At 63.1% G+C, this 17,605-nt stretch carries 18 protein-coding genes and 1 other RNA gene; 12 read left to right on the forward strand and 7 right to left on the reverse strand.

Features of this window, described 5'->3' with window-relative positions:
* The first annotated feature begins 37 nt into the window (after positions 1 to 37).
* From ssrA to feoB, 7 genes are all read left to right on the forward strand, one after another.
* Positions 38 to 402: a transfer-messenger RNA gene (gene ssrA / locus AC1DW2_RS07290) on the forward strand.
* Between the two features lie 114 nt (positions 403 to 516).
* On the forward strand, positions 517 to 1,035 hold the full coding sequence (locus AC1DW2_RS07295) for an SspB family protein (RefSeq protein ID WP_063981612.1): 519 nt from the start codon (positions 517 to 519) through the stop codon (positions 1,033 to 1,035).
* Between the two features lie 89 nt (positions 1,036 to 1,124).
* The gene (gene fumC / locus AC1DW2_RS07300; RefSeq protein WP_477005615.1) at positions 1,125 to 2,558 is read left to right on the forward strand and encodes a class II fumarate hydratase; all 1,434 of its coding nucleotides are present in this window, start codon (positions 1,125 to 1,127) and stop codon (positions 2,556 to 2,558) included.
* A 278-nt stretch (positions 2,559 to 2,836) separates the two neighbouring features.
* On the forward strand, positions 2,837 to 3,025 hold the full coding sequence (locus tag AC1DW2_RS07305) for a DUF4169 family protein (protein WP_063981611.1): 189 nt from the start codon (positions 2,837 to 2,839) through the stop codon (positions 3,023 to 3,025).
* Positions 3,022 to 3,276, forward strand: coding sequence for a ribbon-helix-helix domain-containing protein (locus tag AC1DW2_RS07310; protein WP_014493044.1), 255 nt, complete (start codon positions 3,022 to 3,024; stop codon positions 3,274 to 3,276). Before AC1DW2_RS07305 ends, AC1DW2_RS07310 begins: the two co-directional genes overlap by 4 nt.
* 115 nt (positions 3,277 to 3,391) lie before the next feature.
* Positions 3,392 to 3,667, forward strand: coding sequence for a FeoA family protein (locus AC1DW2_RS07315; RefSeq protein ID WP_071910502.1), 276 nt, complete (start codon positions 3,392 to 3,394; stop codon positions 3,665 to 3,667).
* Between the two features lie 23 nt (positions 3,668 to 3,690).
* Entirely contained in the window at positions 3,691 to 5,562 is a 1,872-nt protein-coding gene (gene feoB, locus AC1DW2_RS07320; RefSeq protein ID WP_477005583.1) for a ferrous iron transporter B, read from the forward strand.
* 531 nt (positions 5,563 to 6,093) lie between these two features.
* Here feoB and AC1DW2_RS07325 read toward each other — a convergent pair.
* Positions 6,094 to 6,840: an outer membrane protein gene (locus AC1DW2_RS07325; RefSeq protein WP_477005616.1), complete on the reverse strand. Its 747-nt coding sequence runs from the start codon at positions 6,838 to 6,840 to the stop codon at positions 6,094 to 6,096.
* Between the two features lie 162 nt (positions 6,841 to 7,002).
* Positions 7,003 to 7,269: a hypothetical protein gene (locus AC1DW2_RS07330; RefSeq protein ID WP_063981607.1), complete on the reverse strand. Its 267-nt coding sequence runs from the start codon at positions 7,267 to 7,269 to the stop codon at positions 7,003 to 7,005.
* A 397-nt stretch (positions 7,270 to 7,666) separates the two neighbouring features.
* Here AC1DW2_RS07330 and AC1DW2_RS07335 point away from each other — a divergent pair, with 397 nt between their 5' ends.
* The 3 genes from AC1DW2_RS07335 to AC1DW2_RS07345 all read left to right on the forward strand — a co-directional run bounded on the left by AC1DW2_RS07335 (position 7,667) and on the right by AC1DW2_RS07345 (position 11,446).
* On the forward strand, positions 7,667 to 9,181 hold the full coding sequence (locus AC1DW2_RS07335; RefSeq protein WP_063981606.1) for an ATPase domain-containing protein: 1,515 nt from the start codon (positions 7,667 to 7,669) through the stop codon (positions 9,179 to 9,181).
* Positions 9,178 to 10,884: a response regulator gene (locus AC1DW2_RS07340; RefSeq protein ID WP_477005584.1), complete on the forward strand. Its 1,707-nt coding sequence runs from the start codon at positions 9,178 to 9,180 to the stop codon at positions 10,882 to 10,884. The genes AC1DW2_RS07335 and AC1DW2_RS07340 overlap by 4 nt, the downstream gene beginning before the upstream one ends.
* A gap of 64 nt (positions 10,885 to 10,948) precedes the next feature.
* Positions 10,949 to 11,446, forward strand: coding sequence for a GNAT family N-acetyltransferase (locus AC1DW2_RS07345; protein WP_477005585.1), 498 nt, complete (start codon positions 10,949 to 10,951; stop codon positions 11,444 to 11,446).
* A 120-nt stretch (positions 11,447 to 11,566) separates the two neighbouring features.
* Here the strand turns inward: AC1DW2_RS07345 and AC1DW2_RS07350 are convergent, their stop codons facing one another.
* The 3 genes from AC1DW2_RS07350 to AC1DW2_RS07360 all read right to left on the reverse strand — a co-directional run bounded on the left by AC1DW2_RS07350 (position 11,567) and on the right by AC1DW2_RS07360 (position 13,616).
* Positions 11,567 to 12,052 (reverse strand): YkgB family protein, encoded by a 486-nt coding sequence (locus AC1DW2_RS07350; protein WP_477005586.1) that lies wholly within the window; start codon positions 12,050 to 12,052, stop codon positions 11,567 to 11,569.
* Positions 12,053 to 12,451: 399 nt separating this feature from the next.
* Complete coding sequence (locus AC1DW2_RS07355) at positions 12,452 to 12,880, reverse strand: universal stress protein (RefSeq protein ID WP_477005587.1); 429 nt, start codon at positions 12,878 to 12,880, stop codon at positions 12,452 to 12,454.
* A 193-nt stretch (positions 12,881 to 13,073) separates the two neighbouring features.
* Positions 13,074 to 13,616 (reverse strand): TetR/AcrR family transcriptional regulator, encoded by a 543-nt coding sequence (locus tag AC1DW2_RS07360; protein ID WP_248577196.1) that lies wholly within the window; start codon positions 13,614 to 13,616, stop codon positions 13,074 to 13,076.
* A 150-nt stretch (positions 13,617 to 13,766) separates the two neighbouring features.
* Between AC1DW2_RS07360 and AC1DW2_RS07365 the strand changes: the two genes are divergently transcribed.
* Both AC1DW2_RS07365 and AC1DW2_RS07370 read left to right on the forward strand, forming a co-directional pair.
* The gene (locus AC1DW2_RS07365; protein ID WP_477005588.1) at positions 13,767 to 14,504 is read left to right on the forward strand and encodes a 3-oxoacyl-ACP reductase family protein; all 738 of its coding nucleotides are present in this window, start codon (positions 13,767 to 13,769) and stop codon (positions 14,502 to 14,504) included.
* Between the two features lie 302 nt (positions 14,505 to 14,806).
* Entirely contained in the window at positions 14,807 to 16,132 is a 1,326-nt protein-coding gene (locus AC1DW2_RS07370; protein ID WP_477005589.1) for an MFS transporter, read from the forward strand.
* A 16-nt stretch (positions 16,133 to 16,148) separates the two neighbouring features.
* Here AC1DW2_RS07370 and AC1DW2_RS07375 read toward each other — a convergent pair whose 3' ends face one another.
* Both AC1DW2_RS07375 and AC1DW2_RS07380 read right to left on the reverse strand, forming a co-directional pair.
* Positions 16,149 to 16,382 carry a hypothetical protein gene (locus AC1DW2_RS07375; RefSeq protein WP_063981598.1) on the reverse strand — a complete coding sequence of 78 codons (234 nt, stop codon included), beginning with the start codon at positions 16,380 to 16,382 and terminating at the stop codon, positions 16,149 to 16,151.
* A 20-nt stretch (positions 16,383 to 16,402) separates the two neighbouring features.
* A complete protein-coding gene (locus tag AC1DW2_RS07380; protein ID WP_354178276.1) occupies positions 16,403 to 17,521 on the reverse strand; it encodes a DUF2336 domain-containing protein in 1,119 nt (372 codons plus the stop codon).
* Between the last annotated feature and the right edge of the window lie 84 nt (positions 17,522 to 17,605).

Genomic DNA, 17,605 nt, shown 5'->3' on the forward strand with positions numbered 1-17,605 from the left:
ACCTATCCAAAGGGAACCGTGGGATCACCGCACGAAACACCTGTCATTTGAAACCTTTGCCCCCTATATTGGGGGTGCCGGTTCGCCGGCTATGGAAATAAACGGTCGTCGCAATAAACCATTCGGACCCGGGGGCGGTACCCGGCGCCTCCACCAAAGCCCACCAGCGGGCTCACCCAGAGCGGGCTTTGGCGGGGGCGAAATAGGATCGACGAGGGCGTAAAGGGCGTTCTTTTTCTCGGTATTGTTCCGCCGTTATCGGGCTATGCAATAGTTGCCAACGACAACTTTGCTCCGGTTGCTCAGGCTGCGTAACGCAGTTTGAAAGACCATTCTGAAGTCCTAACGGGTTAAGCTCCGTTAGGCGGGGTTCGGAGGCACCTGGCAACAGAAGCCTCCACTTACCTCTTATTTCCTTCCCGGCGGGGACTCCTGCTGACCCGTCAGGCGCGGTACTATTGCGGCTTGGCGAGTCGGGCCGGCAGGGCCCAACTCCTGGAATGCAACAGGACCACCATGGCGACCGATCATATCCGATACGATGTGCTGGCCCGCGACGCGCTGCGCGGCGTGCTGCGGAAGGTGCTGACCGATGCCGCGTCCCATGGACTGCCGGGCGAGCACCATTTCTTCATCACCTTCGTATCGAAGGCCGAGGGCGTGAAGCTGTCGTCGCGGCTCTTGGCGCAATACCCGGAAGAGATGACGATCATCCTCCAGCACCAGTTCTGGGATCTGACCGTGCTCGAGGACCGTTTCGAGGTCGGCCTGTCCTTCGGCGGCATTCCGGAGCGGCTGATCGTGCCGTTCAGCGCGATCAAGAGCTTCCTCGATCCGTCCGTGAAGTTCGGCCTCCAGTTCGACACCTCCGATGTCGCCGAGGTCTCATCCGAGACATTGCCGGCCGCTCCCGCGCCGTCGGCCGTCGCAGTGCCCGCGCCTGCCAGTGAGCCGGCGGAAAGCGCCGAGGAGCCGACCGCCCCGAACCAGGGCGGCGCCGAGGTGGTGCGGCTCGATCGTTTCCGCAAGAAATGATCTAGGTTGGGCGCGAAACGGTCGCGCCCGGCCAAACTGCCGATATAGAAGAGCACATGAAGAGGCTGCACGGCATTCCGTGCCGCAGAATGGATGTGCTCATGGCCAAGACTGCTCGCTCGAAGACTGCCCGCCCCGCCAGCCGCACCGAGACCGACAGTTTCGGCCCCATCGAGGTCCCCGCTGATCGCTATTGGGGGGCGCAGACTGAACGTTCGCGCCAGAATTTCCGTATCGGCATCGACCGCATGCCGATCGAGCTCGTGCATGCGCTCGGCATCGTCAAGCTCGCCGCCGCACAATCCAACCTCGCGCTCGGCCTGCTCGACCAGCGCCGGGCCAACGCCATCATCCGCGCCGCGCGCGAGGTGATCGAGGGCAAGCTGGACGATCATTTCCCGCTTGTCGTGTGGCAGACCGGCTCGGGCACGCAGAGCAACATGAACCTCAACGAGGTCATCGCCAACCGCGCCAATGAGCTGCTCGGCGGCGAGCTCGGCGCCAAGAAGCCGGTGCATCCCAACGATCACGTCAACATGAGCCAGTCGTCGAACGACTCGTTCCCGACCGCGATGCACATCGCGGCCGCAAGCCGCATCAATGCCGATCTCGTCCCTGCCCTCGGCGAGCTGCTGCGCGCGCTCCGCAAGAAGGAGAAGGAGTTCGCAAAAATCGTCAAGATCGGGCGGACACACATCCAGGACGCCACGCCGCTGACGCTCGGCCAGGAATTTTCCGGCTACGCCGCGCAGGTCGAAAGCGGCATCGCCCGCCTCAAGGTCGCGGTGAAGGACCTCTATCCGCTGGCCCAGGGCGGCACCGCCGTCGGCACCGGCCTCAACTCCAAGCCGCGCTTCGCAAGACTGTTCGCAAAGCACGTTACCGGGATTACGAAGCTGCCCTTCACCAGCGCCGCCAACAAATTCGAGGCGCTGGCCTCGAACGACGCCTATGTGCTGGCGCACGGCGCCATCAATTCCGTCGCGACAGGCCTGTTCAAGATCGCCAACGACATCCGCCTGCTCGGATCGGGCCCGCGCTCGGGCCTCGGCGAACTGATCCTGCCGGAGAACGAGCCGGGCTCCTCGATCATGCCGGGCAAGGTCAACCCGACGCAGTGCGAGGCGATGACGATGGTGTGCTGCCAGGTGTTCGGCAATCACACTGCGATCACAGTCGCCGGCAGCCAGGGCCATTTTGAGCTCAACGTCTACAAGCCCGTGCTCGCCTACAATATGCTGCACTCGATCCGGCTGATGGCGGACGCCGCGCGCTCCTTCACCGAACATTGCGTCAGCGGCATCCGCGCCGACGAAAAGCGCATCAGGGAGCTGATGCAGCGCTCGCTGATGCTGGTGACCGCGCTCGCCCCCAAGATCGGCTATGACAACGCCGCCAAGGTGGCGAAGACCGCGCATGCCAACGGCACCACGCTGAAGGAGGAGGCGCTGCGGCTCGGCTTCGTCTCGGCCGACGAGTTCGACCGGCTGGTGCAGCCGGAGAAAATGACGCGGCCCGGATGAATTCCGAATTCCGATAGTCATCCGTAATGATACGGTGCCTTGGGGCTCATAAATATAAGGCTTAAGGACCGGGATTTGATTACCGTCAATGTTGTGGCGAGGCGGCGTGCTACGCAGGCCTCTCTGCCCTTTGACGGGGCTAATTCATCGTTTGATGGCCCGAGGGGCCAATTGACGAGGACGAGCGAATGGCGATCAAGTCTCATAGGGCGCAACACGGCACCCAGTTTCTGAATGTTTCATCCTGCCAGAAGAGGAGCGGATGATGGAGACGCGGCATGGGGAACGTCATCAACCTGAATCGTTTCAGGAAGCGCGCCGAGCGGGAAGCCACGGCGAAGCAGGCGGACGTCAACCGGGCGAAGTTCGGCCGCACGAAGGCGGAGCGGTCGGCGGAGGAGACGCGCGCGGACCAGGCGAAGGCGCATCTGGACCAGCATCAGATCGATCGCGAGGATCAGTCATGAAGTCGCCCGTCGTGAAACGGTCGATCGTGGTCGCCGGCCACAAGACCAGCGTCAGCCTGGAAGAGGCGTTCTGGAACGGCATGAAGGAGATCTCGGGCCTGCGCAACATGACGCTGTCCGAGCTGGTCGGCGAGATCGACGGCAACCGCCAGCAGGGCAATCTGTCCTCGGCGATCCGCCTGTTCGTCCTCGACTACTTCAAGAGCCGCGCCATGGCCGCCATCCAGCCGGAAAAGGTCCCGGCCCAGTAGCCGTTGGGCGTCCCCCAACGGCGCCTCACGGTTCTGCACTTTAAAATCACTCTAAGGTGCAGTTTCAGCCGACCCGCGCGCTTGACCTCACTGCCCTGCGTTGAAAATACAGGGCATGACCGACACCAATGACACGCGTTCGCGGATGCCGCTGGGCCTGGCCCAGCGCGGCTATATCGGCGTCATCCAACATCTTTCCGCCAGGGATGCGGGCTCGGCGCTCTCGGACATCGAGCTCGAGAGCCGGCTGATCGAGCTCGGCTTCGTCGAGGGCGCCCGGGTCGAGGTCCTGCACGAGGGCCTGGTCGGGCGCGACCCGATCGCCGTCCGTGTCGACAACATCACGATCGCGGTCCGCCGTCGTGAAGCCATGGCCATCATTGTCGCCTAGATAGCGACCGGAAATCTGATCCCATGGAAGCTCCTCTGCTGCATCTCGCCCTGGTGGGCACGCCGAATAGCGGCAAGACATCGCTGTTCAACGCGCTGACCGGCAGCCGACAGAAGGTCGCGAACTATCCCGGCGTCACCGTCGAGCGCAAGGAAGGCTTCTTCGTCACGCCCCTGGGACGCCAGGTCTCTGTGGTCGACCTGCCCGGCACCTACTCGCTGCGCGGACGCAGCCCGGACGAGGAGATCACCCGTGACTTCGTGCTCGGCAAGGCGTCCGGCGAGACCGTGCCCGACCTCGTGCTGTGCGTGGCCGACTCGACCAATCTGCGCCTGACCATCCGCTTGCTGCTGGAGCTGAAGCGCACCGGCCGGCCGATGATCCTCGTGCTCAACATGTTCGACATCGCGAGCCGGCGCGGCATCACCGTCGACGTGGAGCGGCTCGCCAAGGAGCTCGGCGTGCCCGTGGTCACCTCGATCGCGGTGCGGAAGAGCGGCACGGCCGACCTGTTGGCGCTGACGGACGAGATCTCGGCGAAACTCGCCGCGGAGCCGCGGGAGAACAGCTGGCGCGCGCTCAGCGTCGCCGAGCTGCGCGCCACCCAGCGCGAGGCCGACCGCATCATCGCCGACTGCGTCAGCCTGCCTGCTAGACCCGACACCTGGACCGCGCGGATCGATGCGGTGGTGCTGCATCCCGTCGGCGGGCTCATCGTGCTTGCGCTGATCTTGTTCGTGATGTTCCAGGCGGTGTTCGCCTGGGCGCAGCCGCTGATGGAACTGCTCAACAACGGCTTCGACGCGCTCGGCGAATTCGTGCACGCCACCCTGCCCGCCGGCCTCTTGCAGAGCTTCCTTCAGAACGGCGTGATATCAGGCGTCGGCAGCGTCATCGTGTTCCTGCCGCAGATCATCATCATCTTCCTGTTCATCCTGCTGCTGGAAGATTTCGGCTACATGGCGCGCGCCGCATTCCTGATGGACCGCATCATGGGCGGCGCCGGCCTGCACGGCCGCGCCTTCATTCCATTGCTGTCGAGCTTTGCCTGCGCCATTCCCGGCATCATGGCGACGCGCGTGATCGACAACAAGCGCGACCGGCTGACCACGATCCTGATTGCGCCGCTGATGACCTGCTCGGCGCGCATTCCCGTCTACACGCTGATCATCTCCGCCTTCATTCCGGCCAGGGACGTCTGGGGCTTCATCAACCTCCAGGGTCTCGTGATGTTCGGCCTCTACGCCGCCGGCATCACCAGCGCGCTTGCGGTCTCGTTCCTGATCAAATTCTTCATGCTGCGCGACTATGCGCCGGCGCCATTCATGCTGGAGCTGCCGGACTACAAGATGCCGCGGCTGAAATCGATCGCGATCGGCGTCTACACGCGGGCAAAGATGTTTCTGCACCGCGCCGGCACCACGATCTTCTCGATGATGGTGCTGATCTGGTTTCTGGCCTCGTTCCCGCAGCCGCCCGCGGGCGCCACCGAACCCGCGATCGACTTCAGCCTGGCCGCGATCATCGGCAAGGCGCTCGAGCCGCTGCTTGCCCCCGTCGGCTTCAACTGGCAGATCGCGGTCGCGCTGATCCCGGGCATGGCGGCGCGCGAGGTCGCGGTCGCAGCCCTCGGCACCGTCTACGCGATCGAAGGCGGCAAGGAAGCCGCCGAGCAGATCGGCCAGGTGCTGGCGACGAAATGGTCGCTTGCGACTGCGCTGTCGATGCTGGCCTGGTACATCTTCGCCCCGCAATGCGCATCCACGCTCGCGGTGATCCGGCGCGAGACCGGCAGCTGGGCTTGGATGGCCGTGACGTTCTTCTACATGCTGGTGCTGGCTTATGCCGCGAGCCTTCTGACCTACAACGTCGCGGTCGCACTCGGCGCGGGCTAGCGCCCTCTCCAAACTAAAATTGCGAAAACAACCCCATGCACAGTAGACGGGGATTGTCGGGCTCGTGACCGGTGACGTCAGTGAAGTCGTTGATACATCCGAGGAAACAGACGTAGCCCGGATGGAGCGCAGCGAAATCCGGGAAAGCGCATCCGGTGCGAGGATTGCCGGATTGCGCTTCGCTCGATCCGGGCTACGGACTACGGCGTGCCGGTTGCGCCGTCRGGCAAAACAGGAGCATGATGGCATCCTCCCGGGATTGCCGCCTCGACTGCGCCACTACACGACTGGACGCGTTCGGTCCGAACCAAATCAAAAAATCAAATGGAGGCGGCGCGAGGCCGCCTCCGGTGCCTCATCATTACTGGCAAACATACATGATGCCGTCGCCGCCCTTGACGGGCGCGCCTGGCGTGCAGCCGATGCCGTTGCGCGCGGCATAATCGGACCAGCCACTGTAGCCATAGGTCGCTCCCCATGAAAAAGGCCCCGGTCGATGCCGGGGCCTGAGTTCACCGGGAAGACTTTGGATCAATAGCGCGGCGCGCCGTAACCGCCGAAGCGATAGTTCACGCGAACCGTGACCATGTCGATATCCTGGGTGACACCGCTGCCGGTGAGGGTGAACCCACCGGGTGTGACCACGCCTGCGAAGGAGGTGTTGTCACGCCCCATCCAGAGGTGGTCGTATTCGACACCGACCGTCCAGTTCGGGCTGAAGCCATACTCCCAGCCAACACCCAGGGCACCGCCCCAGCGCGTGTGACCTGCCGAGGCGAGGCCGACGCCGGTGACATTGTTGAAGATGTCAAAGCGATTGCGCGTCACGGCGGCGCCGCCCTTCACGTAGAGCAGTGAGGCGTTCCATGCCCAACCGAGCTGAGCCGTGAACAGCCCGATCGCATCGGTCTTGCCCGTGGTCGAGATAAACGGATCGATCACGCTGACGCGTGTGTTCTTGATCTCGGCCCAATCACCCTGAGCTTCCAGGCCGAGCACGAACTGATTGGTCTGCCAGCGATACCCGATCTGTCCACCGACGAGGCCTCCGGAGCGATCGGCGCAACCACTTGCGACGTTGCCTGCGGGCGTTATCAAATCGACGCAACCGTGGCTCTGCCCCCAGCCTCCGTTGGCGCCGATGTAAAATCCGGTCCAGTTGTAAACCGCCACCACCGGTGCCGGCGGCGGCGCCTTGACGGCCATATCGGCCGCCATGGCCGGAGCCGCCATGCTCAGCGCCGCGAAGCCGATCGCCGCGATCGAAAGCTTTTTCATCGTTTCGTCCCCTTTGCTCAAATTTCTTTCGTCAGAAGCGAGCCCTAATGCAGGCTGGCGTGCATAAAGCTTGCGAACATCCTGAAGTTTACGCGCGAGGGGATTTTGGGCCCGTACCAAAATGGCAACACTCAAACGCCATCGCTATGCACAGAAGAGTGCTTAGTCAGTCTTTGAAGTGCCGTGCGCTCCAGCACCGTCCTGTTCGTCAGCAAGCCACGCGCCGATGCCGGAGGATGGGATCACCCGCTTCGGCAGGTGCGGGTTGATCGTGCCTGCAAAGACGGAAAGTCCCTCATCGCGCTTGGCGCGCGCAAACAGCTTGGCTTCATGCTCAGTCGCGAAGGTCTTCGTCTCGCGCGGACTTCGTTGTCTCGGCAGAACGCCTCGCCGTTGCACTTCGAAGGTGACGTACCAGGTCGGACTCATTGCGCACACCAACATGTCACCAGTCCCTGGACTCGCGTTGTGGTGCGGCTGTCATCCGCCTGTTTGATTCAGATCAAGCAGCGACTTGACTGCGAACGCTTGACGCGCCGGGTCGCGAACTGAGGGTCGGTTGACCCGTCGGGCAACACAGGAGCACGATGGCATCATCGGCTTCAGTGACATCCGGCTCCCGACCTTCTCCGTCCCGCGAATGGCGATGCGATACCGTCTTCGGGCTGGATCGGCGCCGTGATCAGGGCCGACCGCCACCCCATCAGCAGGGAACCCGGCGCCGATCTGAGAGTTCGTTCCAAGGCCGTTCGGCTTAACCGGGCGCGAGCCCTGGGACTCGCGCAGGGGCGGTGGCGCCCTTCTCTCGAAGCGTCAAAGGGGATCAATGAGCAGTCCATCCAGCACTGTTACGGACAGTGCGCCCCGAGAGCTGTCCAGAATATCGACCGGCAGCGCCGGGCTGGACGACATCCTGGGTGGCGGCTTCGACGCCAACCGGATGTATCTCTACGAGGGGCAGCCCGGCACGGGCAAGACCACCATCGCGCTTCAGTTCCTGCTGAGGGGGGTGCGGGACGGAGAGCGCGTGCTCTATATTTCGCTGTCCGAAACCAAGCGCGAGCTGGACGTCGTGGCGCAGCGGCACGGCTGGACGCTGGACGGCATCGACATCTTCGAACTGGTTCCGCCGGAGACGACGCTCGATCCGGAGCGCGAGCTCACGGTGTTTCATCCCGCCGAAATGGAGCTGAGCGAGACGACCGGCCTGATCTTCAGGGAAGTCGAGCGGGTCAATCCCAACCGCGTCGTGCTCGACAGCCTGTCCGAACTGCGCCTGCTTGCCCAGAACCCGCTTCGTTACAGGCGCCAGGTGCTGGCCCTGAAACATTTTTTCACCAACCGCAATTGCACAGTGGTCCTGCTCGACGATCTTTCGTCATCTCAGGACGATTTGCAGCTCCATTCCATTGCGCACGGCGTGGTGATGCTCGAACAGGTCGCGATCGATTACGGCGCCGAGCGGCGCCGGCTCCGCGTGATCAAGATGCGCGGCATCCGGTTTCGCGGCGGGTTTCACGATTTCACGATCGAGCGAGGCGGCCTGCAGATATTCCCCCGCCTGGTGGCGGCCGAACATCACAAGACCTTCGTCGGCGACTTCACCCCGAGCGGCAACGCCGAGCTCGACCAGCTCCTGGGAGGCGGCCTCGAGCGCGGCACCAATGCGCTGCTCATCGGCGCCGCCGGCGTGGGCAAATCATCGGTTGCGCTCACCTACGCGATCGCGGCGGCCGAACGTGGCGAGCACGCGGTGTTCTTCGCGTTCGATGAAGGCCGCGGCACGGTCGAAGCGCGCGCCCGGACACTTGGCCTGCACCTGCAAGAACACGTTGATTCGGGGCTTGTCCGGTTTCAGCAGATCGATCCCGCCGAGCTGTCGCCGGGTGAGTTCGCCGCAAACGTGCGAAAGAGCGTCGAGGCCGACAATGCCCGCCTCGTCATCATCGACAGTCTGAACGGCTATCTGGCCGCGATGCCCGACGAGCGATTTCTCATCCTGCAGATGCACGAACTCTTGAGCTACCTGGGGCAGCAGGGTGTGCTGACCATCCTGGTCCTCGCCCAGCATGGCCTCGTCGGTCCGATGGATACGCCTCTCGACATCAGCTATCTCAGCGATTCCGTGGTCATGCTGCGCTATTTCGAGGTCGGCGGAACGGTGCGGCGCGCTCTGTCTGTCGTCAAGAAGCGCAGCGGCCGACACGAGCATACCATCCGGGAATTTCGGCTTAGCAGCGCCGGCATCACGCTCGGCCCGCCCCTGAGGGAGTTCAGCGGCATCTTTTCCGGCAATCCGCATTATACCGGGGCACCTAAGCCCGAAGGGTCGGTTGAATGAGCGTTGAGCGAGATCACCATGTTCTCGTCTTTGCTCCGATCGGGCGCGACGGACTTGCCTCCGCCGAGCTGTTCCGGAGTTCGCACCTGGAAGCGACCAGCTGCCGCAGTCTGCCCGAACTCGTCAGCGAGATGGCAGCCGGCGTCGGCGCCGTTTTCGTTGCCGAGGAAGCTCTGTTCGGGAAAGACACCTCGCCGCTGGCACAATGGATCGAGAGCCAACCGCCCTGGTCCGACCTGCCCTTCGTCGTCCTGACCAGCCATCGCGAGCAGCCGGCCGTCCTTGCCTGGCGCCGCAGCATTGTCGCGCTTCTCCGTAACGTCTCGCTGCTCGAGCGGCCGGTTCAGCCAATGACGCTGACCAGCGCCGTTCAATCGGCACTGCGCGCGCGGCGGCGCCAATACGAAATCCGGGCTCTGTTCGCGGCGCGCGAACAGGCGGCTCAGGAGCTCGAGACGCTGGTGGTCGAGCGCACGCGGGCCCTTGCGGAAGCCGTCGAGCAATTGCGCGTCGAGATGGACGAGCGTGCCCGGGTCGAGGAGACGCTTCGGCAAGCCCAGAAGATCGAAGCCATCGGACAGCTGACCGGCGGGGTGGCGCACGACTTCAACAATCTGCTGATGGTGATCTCCGGCGGCCTCGACATGCTCGACCGCCAGACCGATCCGGACCGTCGTCGCCGCCTCATGGACGGGATGGTCCAGGCCGCCCAGCGCGGGGCCAGCCTGACCAGGCAGCTTCTCGCGTTCTCCCGCCGGCAGACGCTCCGGCCGGAGCCTGTCGACGTAGCCTCACAGATGGGCGGCATGCGCGAATTGCTCGATCGAAGCCTGAGAGGCGACGTCCATGTCGAGTTCGATTTTCCGGACACGCTCTGGCCGGTGGAGGTCGATCCCGGCGAGCTCGAACTCGTGATCCTCAACCTCGCCGTCAACGCCCGCGACGCCATGCCCAATGGCGGCACGATTCTCGTGCGCGGGGAAAATCTGCCCGATCTGAATGACGAGCAGATCGCCGGAGACTATGTGCGCCTGTCCGTCGTCGATACCGGTGTCGGCATGAGTCCGGAGATCCTGTCACGCGTTTTCGAACCATTCTTCACGACCAAGGAGGTCGGAAAGGGCTCGGGGCTCGGGCTCGCCCAGGTCCATGGATTCGCGACGCAGTCACGGGGGACGGTCCGCATTCGATCGGAAGTCGGCCGAGGCTCCAGCATCGAACTCTATTTGCCGCGATCGCTCAGCACTCCTTCCAGGGAGCGACACCTGATCGATCTCAACATGGTGCGGCCGAAGAAGAGCAATCACGGCCGCATCCTCCTGGTCGAGGACGATGACGAGGTTGCCGCACTGGTGAGCGAGATGCTGGGCCAGCTCGGTTACGAGGTCACGCACGCAGCGAGTGGCGCGGCCGCGCTCGGTGCCCTGGCCGACGGCCGCGCCGTCGACCTCGTCTTTTCCGATATCATGATGCCCGGCGGCATGAATGGGGTCGAGCTGGCCCGGGAGATCAAACGAAGGCGAAGCGACATCCCCGTGCTTCTGACCAGCGGATACTCCGAAGCCGCGGTTCAAGACGCCGAATTGGCGGGTCTGCAGATTCTGCCGAAACCCTACCATATCGACGAGCTGGCCGCGGCGCTCAGCGCGGCAAAGGCAGAACCCGGGCGCGACATGGAGTCCAAGCGGTCCAGCCGCTGCTGATGGCGTGCGGTGTCGCATCGCGAAAGCGATCGACGACCGGCCTCCAAAGCGGCTATCAGTCTCCATGGACCGCTTCAGCACCGACAGATTGACCGCCGAGAGGCTTCGCGAAGACCACCTCGACGACCTCGTCACGCTGCATCTCGATGCCGAGGTGTCCCGCTATCTCGGCGGCGTGCGTGCACCCGAGGTCACCAAGACCTATCTCGCGACCAACATGGCGCATTGGGACCAGCACGGTTTTGGGCTGTGGGTGCTGCGAACGAAGGACGGCGCCTTCGCCGGGCGAGCGGGCATCCGGCACATCCTCGTGGACGACATCGACGAGATCGAGATTGCCTACGCATTCAAGCGCGAGTTCTGGGGCCGCGGATTTGCGAGCGACGTCGCAATCGCGCTGACGGACATCGGGCTGTCGCACCACGAACTGCCGTCTCTCATCGGCCTTGTCTATGTCAGCAACGGCGCATCCCGCCGCGTGCTGGAGAAGGCCAATTACATCCTCGAGAAGAGCACGACGCGTCATGGCAATGATGTCGTGATCTACCGCGCTCGGCGGTGAGATGCGTCTCGCAGGATGGGTAGAGCGAAGCGAAACCATCCTTGCTTCCGGGCGCGTTGAAGCGTGATGGGTTTCGCTGTGCTCTCCCCGTCCTACGGGCTATCGCAAAGCCGCTTACGCTCAGCCGGTGCGGAGCCGGACAACCGATTGCGGCAACGAAGCGAGAAACAGAACGACGCAGACACACAGCAGGACGATGTCCTTGAACAGGAACTCGCCGGYCAGATTCCACGCCATCGGATCGGTTGACAGGCTCCATGTGACGACGCCCGGCGTCGTGAAGAAGAACGACCACGTGATCGCGAAGGTCATCATGCCCATGAACGAACCCAGCGCCGACAAGACCGGACTGAAGCTGCCTGCCACGAGCAGCGCCGCAATCACGAATTCGGCGACACCGAGAACATAGGCCTCTCCCCTCAGCCCGAATACCGACAGCCAGGAGATGAACGGGCTGTGGCTGATGAACTGGGCGATGCCCTGTGCGGATTGCAGTGTGAATTTCTGCATTCCAAACGATACGAATATGACCACCATGACCCAGCGCAGAATGGCGAGCGGACGATAAGAGCCTCCACCATTCTCCGCGACGTTGAATCCCATCATGCGACGATTTCTCCCCGGATTGCACATCCATCTATTGGCGAACGAAGCGTCCGCTACGGGCTATTCGGAGGGGAGCGTCTGTCGTTACATCCGCGGCGGGGTTCCACGATCACAGCTGCGTGCAATGCGCGTGTTCGCGCCGCGGTCGAGACCCGCGCATTTCGGATCGACAGGCTCTAGCCGTCGCCGCAATTGCGGTGACAGTGCATTCAATTGATGCGCACGGGGTCCCCTGCTTCGAGTTAAGTGCACTGTCACCGGCTACCCAGGTGCCGGGTCGACAAGGCCTGACCGGCAGGTAAGGCCCGCAGATGACGAAAGCAGACAAGGCGGTTTATGCGGCCGTTGAGTTTTCTAGTCCTCGCGGCGAGCGAGAACTCTGTCAGCAGGTCCGCACATTCACGGACAAATCAGTACGGGAGTTTTCGCCTGTGCCAGCACCTTGTTTGCCACGCTACCGATGAGAAGCATGGAGAGTCCGCTGCGGCCATGGGACGACATCACGATGAGATCGCAACCTTTATTCTCGGCTGCTGCGATGATGGCTTGATGGGGTTGCCCGTTCTCCACTTGAATCGGTTCGCAGGAAACGCCGGCCTCCTTGGCCGCATTTGCCGCGCGATCCAACGCGCTCGTGGCCTGTTCCTTGCGCAGCTCGGCATATGTTGCGACTGCTTCACGGAACCGCCCTGTCATTTCTGAAAACGGCTCCACAACGAAGATTAGAGATACCTTGGCTCCAAGGGATTTCGCCAGCGCCAACCCATGCGCCACGCCGTGCTCCGCTAGCTCCGACCCATCTGTCGGAATGAGAATATGCCGGTACATGCTTCACCTCCCGCCTGTCTGGACGTATCGCTGCCTTCCAAATGTAAGCTGGGCCCGCGTTTCGGATACGGTCTTGAGATAGATCAATCTCTCGGCCTAGCTCGCAGGATGGGTAGAGCGGAGCGAAACCCATCAACACGCCTGGATGGAACGATGGGTCTCGCTGCGCTCTGCCCATCCTACAGGCCGCGAGCTACCGCTCGCCCGGCCACATCGCCATGGCCGCCTTCGCTACGCCTCTCAACTCCTCAGGCGTCGCGTCGTCCTTGGCCTGGATCGCCATGCCCTCGAAGACGCTGAGGTAGAACCGGCTCAGCGCATCGATGTCGGTTGCGGCGGGCAGTTCGCCGCTCGCGACCGCAGCCTCCAGCCGCCCGCGCAAATTGCCGAGCATGTCGAGCCGGGCCTTCTTGATCTCGCGGGCAATCGTTGCCGGCCATTCGTCGCTGACGGCGCCCAGCACGGCCATGCAGCCGGCCGGCGCTCTCCGGGATTTCGGCAGGGTCTCGGCCGCCCCGATCAGCAGATTCTCGATGCCGGCGCGCGCGGTCGCGCCTTCCGCAAGCCGGTCCCAGACCGGCTGGCCCTGGGTCTCGACGTAATGCTCGATCGCGGCAAGGTAGAGTGCCTCCTTGCTTTCGAAGGCCGCATAGAGGCTGGGCGAGCTGACGCCCATGGCGTCGCAGAGGTCGTGCATCGAGGCTGCCGCAAAGCCCTTGCGCCAAAACAGCAGCATGGCGGCCTCCAACGCCGCGTCGCGATCAAATTCCCGTGGCCGACCTGCCATCGCCCGCCTTTCTGTAATGATCAACACATAATTCACTTGACCGCGGCAATCAAGACTCCACATATTCTGTGTCGATCATTACAGAATTGGAGAGATCACATGACGCTGGCAGGAAAACGGGCCCTGGTGACGGGCGCAAGCAGGGGTATCGGTGCGGCCATCGCGAAGGCGCTCGCCGCGGAAGGTGCCGATGTCGCGATTACTTACGAGAAGTCGGCGGAGAGCGCCGCCAAGGTCGTGGACGCGATCAAGGCGACGGGCCGGAAAGCCGTAGCGATCCAGGCCGACAGCGCCGATGTCGCTGCCGTTCAGGCCTCGGTCGACAAGACCGTCGCCGCATTGGGCGGGCTCGACATCCTGGTCAACAATGCCGGCATTCTGCGATTGGGCGGCCTCAACGACATCTCGCTCGCCGACATCGACGCGATGCTGAACGTCAACGTGCGTTCGCCGATCGCCGCGAGCAAGGCCGCGCTGCCGCACCTTGGCAAGGGCGGCCGCATCATCACCATCGGCAGCTATTTTGCGGACCGCGTGCCCTCGCCGGCGCTCGGCGTGTACGCGGCGTCGAAGTCGGCGCTAACCGCATTCACCAAGGCGCTGGCGCGGGAGCTTGGCCCGAGGGACGTCACGGTCAACCTCGTGGCACCGGGCTCGATCGACACCGACATGAATCCAGCGCACGGCCCGACCGCCGAGACATTGAAGCAGTTCATGGCGCTGGGCCGGTATGGTGCGACGGATGACATCGCGAATGCCGTGGCATTCCTGGCGAGCCCGAAGGCAAAATACATCACCGGCTCGACCTTGACCGTCGACGGCGGCGCGAACGCGTAGACATTCCGGCGCTTCGTGTTCGTCCAACAGGAGGTTGAGAAGCTGGCCATGACTGCGATCGCAAAATAAGATGATGTTCGCGATCATCATGGCGGGGCGGCCGATGCCTCAGCCGCCCCCCGAGCGTTAGATGGAGCGTGTCGCGCGCTTCGTCCCTCGTCCAGCTTCGAGCATGACAGCACGACTGTCACTTTGGCTTGAACGTCAAAATGCCGTTTGCACTCATCGTTCGCACCCGTCATTGTTTCGCAACGCTGCCCGGATGTTGAGCGGGTTCCGGTGATCAAACGGGAGGCCTTGCCATGCAAGACGTCGAGAAGCGTGTCATTGGCAAGGTTATGTGGCGGCTTATACCGTTCCTGATCGTCTGCTATTTCGTGGCCTATCTTGACCGCGTCAATGTCGGCTTTGCCAAGCTGCACATGAACCAGGCGCTGGGTTTAAGTGAAGCAGCGTTCGGACTGGGCGCGGGCTTGTTCTTCGTCGGGTATTTCCTGTTTGAAGTCCCCTCCAACATCTTCCTGGAACGAGTCGGCGCGCGCGTCTGGATCGCCCGCATCATGATTACATGGGGAATCGTCTCGGCGGCCTTCGCATTCATCCCATCGATATCGGCAGCAACGGGAATACCGACGACGGGCGTCTTCTACTCTCTTCGGTTGCTGCTCGGCGCCTGCGAGGCGGGATTCTTTCCGGGCATCATCTTCTATCTGACCCTGTGGTTCCCGGCGGTTTACCGGGCTCGGGTCATCAGCCTGTTCATGCTGGCGATCCCGATTTCGTCCATCATCGGATCGCCCATCTCCGGGCTTCTGCTCGGCGTGACCGGTTGGGGATTGGAAGGCTGGCAGTGGCTGTTCATTCTCGAGGCGCTGCCGTCGGTCGTGGTAGGCATCTGCGTCCTGCTCTATCTGACGGATTTTCCGCGCCAGGCCCGCTGGCTGCAACAAGACGAGATTGCCTGGCTGGAAGACGTGCAGGCCACCGAGAAGCGGAACAAGGAGAAGGTCGAACACCTGTCATTGGGTCAGGCGCTCACCGATTACCGCATTTTGTTGTGCGCTCTGGTGTACTTCTGCCTGAATGCTGCAAGTTACGGCGTGGCGTTCTTCCTGCCAACCATCATCAAGGGTTTTGGCGTCAGCGATACCCAGACCGGCTTGCTCGCAGCGCTGCCCTTTATTTTCGGGGCCGCGGGAATGGTGCTGCTTGGTCGTCATTCCGATCGGACCATGGAACGAAAGGGTCACGTCGCCGCGGCACTGTTGATGGCAGCGGTGGGAATCGGAGTGGCAGGTCTCGTTTCCAACTCCGTCCTTGTCATGGCATTGCTTTGCTTCGCGCAGATCGGCGTCTCCGCGGTCCCCCCGATGTTTTGGCCGCTGCCGGCGAGCTTTCTAACGGGAGCATCGGCTGCCGCCGGCATCGCCGCGATCAACTCGCTTGGAAATCTTTCCGGTTTCGCCGGTCCTTACGCAATGGGCTACCTGAAGGATTTAACCGGCAGTTTTACCGCGGGTCTTCTGTTGCTGGCGGGTTGCGCGCTGGTGGGCGCAGTCGTTGTCGTGCTGCTACGCATCGATGCAAGGCGCGAGCATGTGTCCGGCGAAATCGCGATGGCGCACTAGACGCGGGTGATCGTCGCTACCTGAAATACCCGAGCACGAGATCGATATCCGCGCTGCCGGCAACCGTGCCGTTGAGCTCGGCGTCGATGACGCGGCGGCAGGCCGCGATCGCGGCGTGATCGCCGAGATCGTTGGCGGCTTCGAGCACGAGCCAGGCGGCGTCGACGGAAGCCTTCTCGGGAGCCGAACCGCCGGCATCGACGGGCAGGCTCTTGTTCTTGCGAATTGCGGTGCCGAATTGAGGCAACATTGCAAATACTCCCCTCTGGCTCAGTGCACCTGGAGTTCGGGCTGACGGCCCGTATCGGCACCCGCGCCGGTCTTGCGCGACTGGTAGAACTTCAGAATGCTGCGCGACGTCTCGATCTTGAGCTTGCCGAACTCGCGCTCGCTGTCATGAAGCTCGCGCGCCGTGATCAGATGATCCTTGGCGCCGAGGAACAGCAGCGACATGGTCGTGTCCCACGAGAAGTCGAGCGCCTTGCACAGCACCAGAAGTATCTCGCGATTGCGGTCCATCATCGCGCGCTCGATCACGTCGACCGGAAGCGACGACAGCAGCGACAGGCCGATCTGCACCTCGTCGAAACGGTGCTGGCGCGCATAGTTCGAGATCGAGTCCTGGTTGAGGTTGCCCTGGCGGTACTGCGTCGTCACCACGCGCTTGGCGACGAAATAGCTGCGCGAGGACGGACCGAACTTGGACTGGAGATCGCCGGTGACGTCGGTCACCGAGCTCTGGATCTGCGCCATCATCTCGGGCCGCTCGTGCTCGAGGCGGCGGCGGACGTCTTCCGACGCCTTGGAAATGAGCTGCTGGAAGATGTGGCGCGGCACGTCCTTGCGCAGGCCGAGTTGCTCGGCGAGGATCGAGTCGCCCTCCGCGCGCCGGACCATGTGCAGCAGGCCCGAGCCCGAGAAGCGCGCGCCCTCGTTCCTTGCGACGGAGGTCACGACCGCCTGGTCGCCGCGCTTGACCAGCACGTCGGTGACGGCTTCGCCGATCGACTTGCGCTGGGCGATCGCAAGCAGATGCGCCTGGCCCTTGGTCATGGCGCTCTGGACCAGCATCTTCTCGTCGATACGGCTGGAGTCGCGCAGCACGGGACCGGCCACGTCGATCTCGTCGTCGAGGGCGAGCTTTTCGATGACATTGAGCGGAGCGTGGTCGCAGGCCGACATCAGCTCGGAGAGCTGCGCCCGCGCGGCGACCTCGATCTCGTCGGCGAGCCGCCCGATGACCTCGCCGAACATGCTGATCTCGTCGTCGCTGTAGCGGCCGGTGATCAGGATGTCGGTCGCATGCCACAACGCCTTCGCCCGGCTCTCGTCGGTGCCGCGCGCGATCGCGTCGTCCAGATCCTGCAGAAGCGATTTCGCCCCGTTCATCTCGTTACCCCAGTTCTTGGTTAGCCATCCTGCTTGTGCTGGCAGGACGCCGAATTCCTCTGGGAACCGACACTAGAGATCAAA

It is taken from the genome of Bradyrhizobium sp. P3_C3 (assembly GCF_056402655.1).

Bases quoted from the DNA above. Each gene is read 5' to 3' on its own strand.
- AC1DW2_RS07295 (WP_063981612.1), top strand. From the start codon at position 517: ATGGCGACCGATCATATCCGATACGATGTGCTGGCCCGCGACGCGCTG.
- AC1DW2_RS07340 (WP_477005584.1), top strand. From the start codon at position 9,178: ATGAGCGTTGAGCGAGATCACCATGTTCTCGTCTTTGCTCCGATCGGG.
- AC1DW2_RS07310 (WP_014493044.1), top strand. From the start codon at position 3,022: ATGAAGTCGCCCGTCGTGAAACGGTCGATCGTGGTCGCCGGCCACAAG.
- AC1DW2_RS07315 (WP_071910502.1), top strand. From the start codon at position 3,392: ATGACCGACACCAATGACACGCGTTCGCGGATGCCGCTGGGCCTGGCC.
- AC1DW2_RS07380 (WP_354178276.1), bottom strand. From the start codon at position 17,521: ATGAACGGGGCGAAATCGCTTCTGCAGGATCTGGACGACGCGATCGCG.
- AC1DW2_RS07375 (WP_063981598.1), bottom strand. From the start codon at position 16,382: ATGTTGCCTCAATTCGGCACCGCAATTCGCAAGAACAAGAGCCTGCCC.
- fumC (WP_477005615.1), top strand. From the start codon at position 1,125: ATGGATGTGCTCATGGCCAAGACTGCTCGCTCGAAGACTGCCCGCCCC.
- AC1DW2_RS07325 (WP_477005616.1), bottom strand. From the start codon at position 6,840: ATGAAAAAGCTTTCGATCGCGGCGATCGGCTTCGCGGCGCTGAGCATG.
- AC1DW2_RS07345 (WP_477005585.1), top strand. From the start codon at position 10,949: ATGGACCGCTTCAGCACCGACAGATTGACCGCCGAGAGGCTTCGCGAA.
- AC1DW2_RS07370 (WP_477005589.1), top strand. From the start codon at position 14,807: ATGCAAGACGTCGAGAAGCGTGTCATTGGCAAGGTTATGTGGCGGCTT.
- AC1DW2_RS07360 (WP_248577196.1), bottom strand. From the start codon at position 13,616: ATGCTGCTGTTTTGGCGCAAGGGCTTTGCGGCAGCCTCGATGCACGAC.
- AC1DW2_RS07355 (WP_477005587.1), bottom strand. From the start codon at position 12,880: ATGTACCGGCATATTCTCATTCCGACAGATGGGTCGGAGCTAGCGGAG.
- AC1DW2_RS07330 (WP_063981607.1), bottom strand. From the start codon at position 7,269: ATGAGTCCGACCTGGTACGTCACCTTCGAAGTGCAACGGCGAGGCGTT.
- feoB (WP_477005583.1), top strand. From the start codon at position 3,691: ATGGAAGCTCCTCTGCTGCATCTCGCCCTGGTGGGCACGCCGAATAGC.
- AC1DW2_RS07365 (WP_477005588.1), top strand. From the start codon at position 13,767: ATGACGCTGGCAGGAAAACGGGCCCTGGTGACGGGCGCAAGCAGGGGT.
- AC1DW2_RS07335 (WP_063981606.1), top strand. From the start codon at position 7,667: ATGAGCAGTCCATCCAGCACTGTTACGGACAGTGCGCCCCGAGAGCTG.
- AC1DW2_RS07305 (WP_063981611.1), top strand. From the start codon at position 2,837: ATGGGGAACGTCATCAACCTGAATCGTTTCAGGAAGCGCGCCGAGCGG.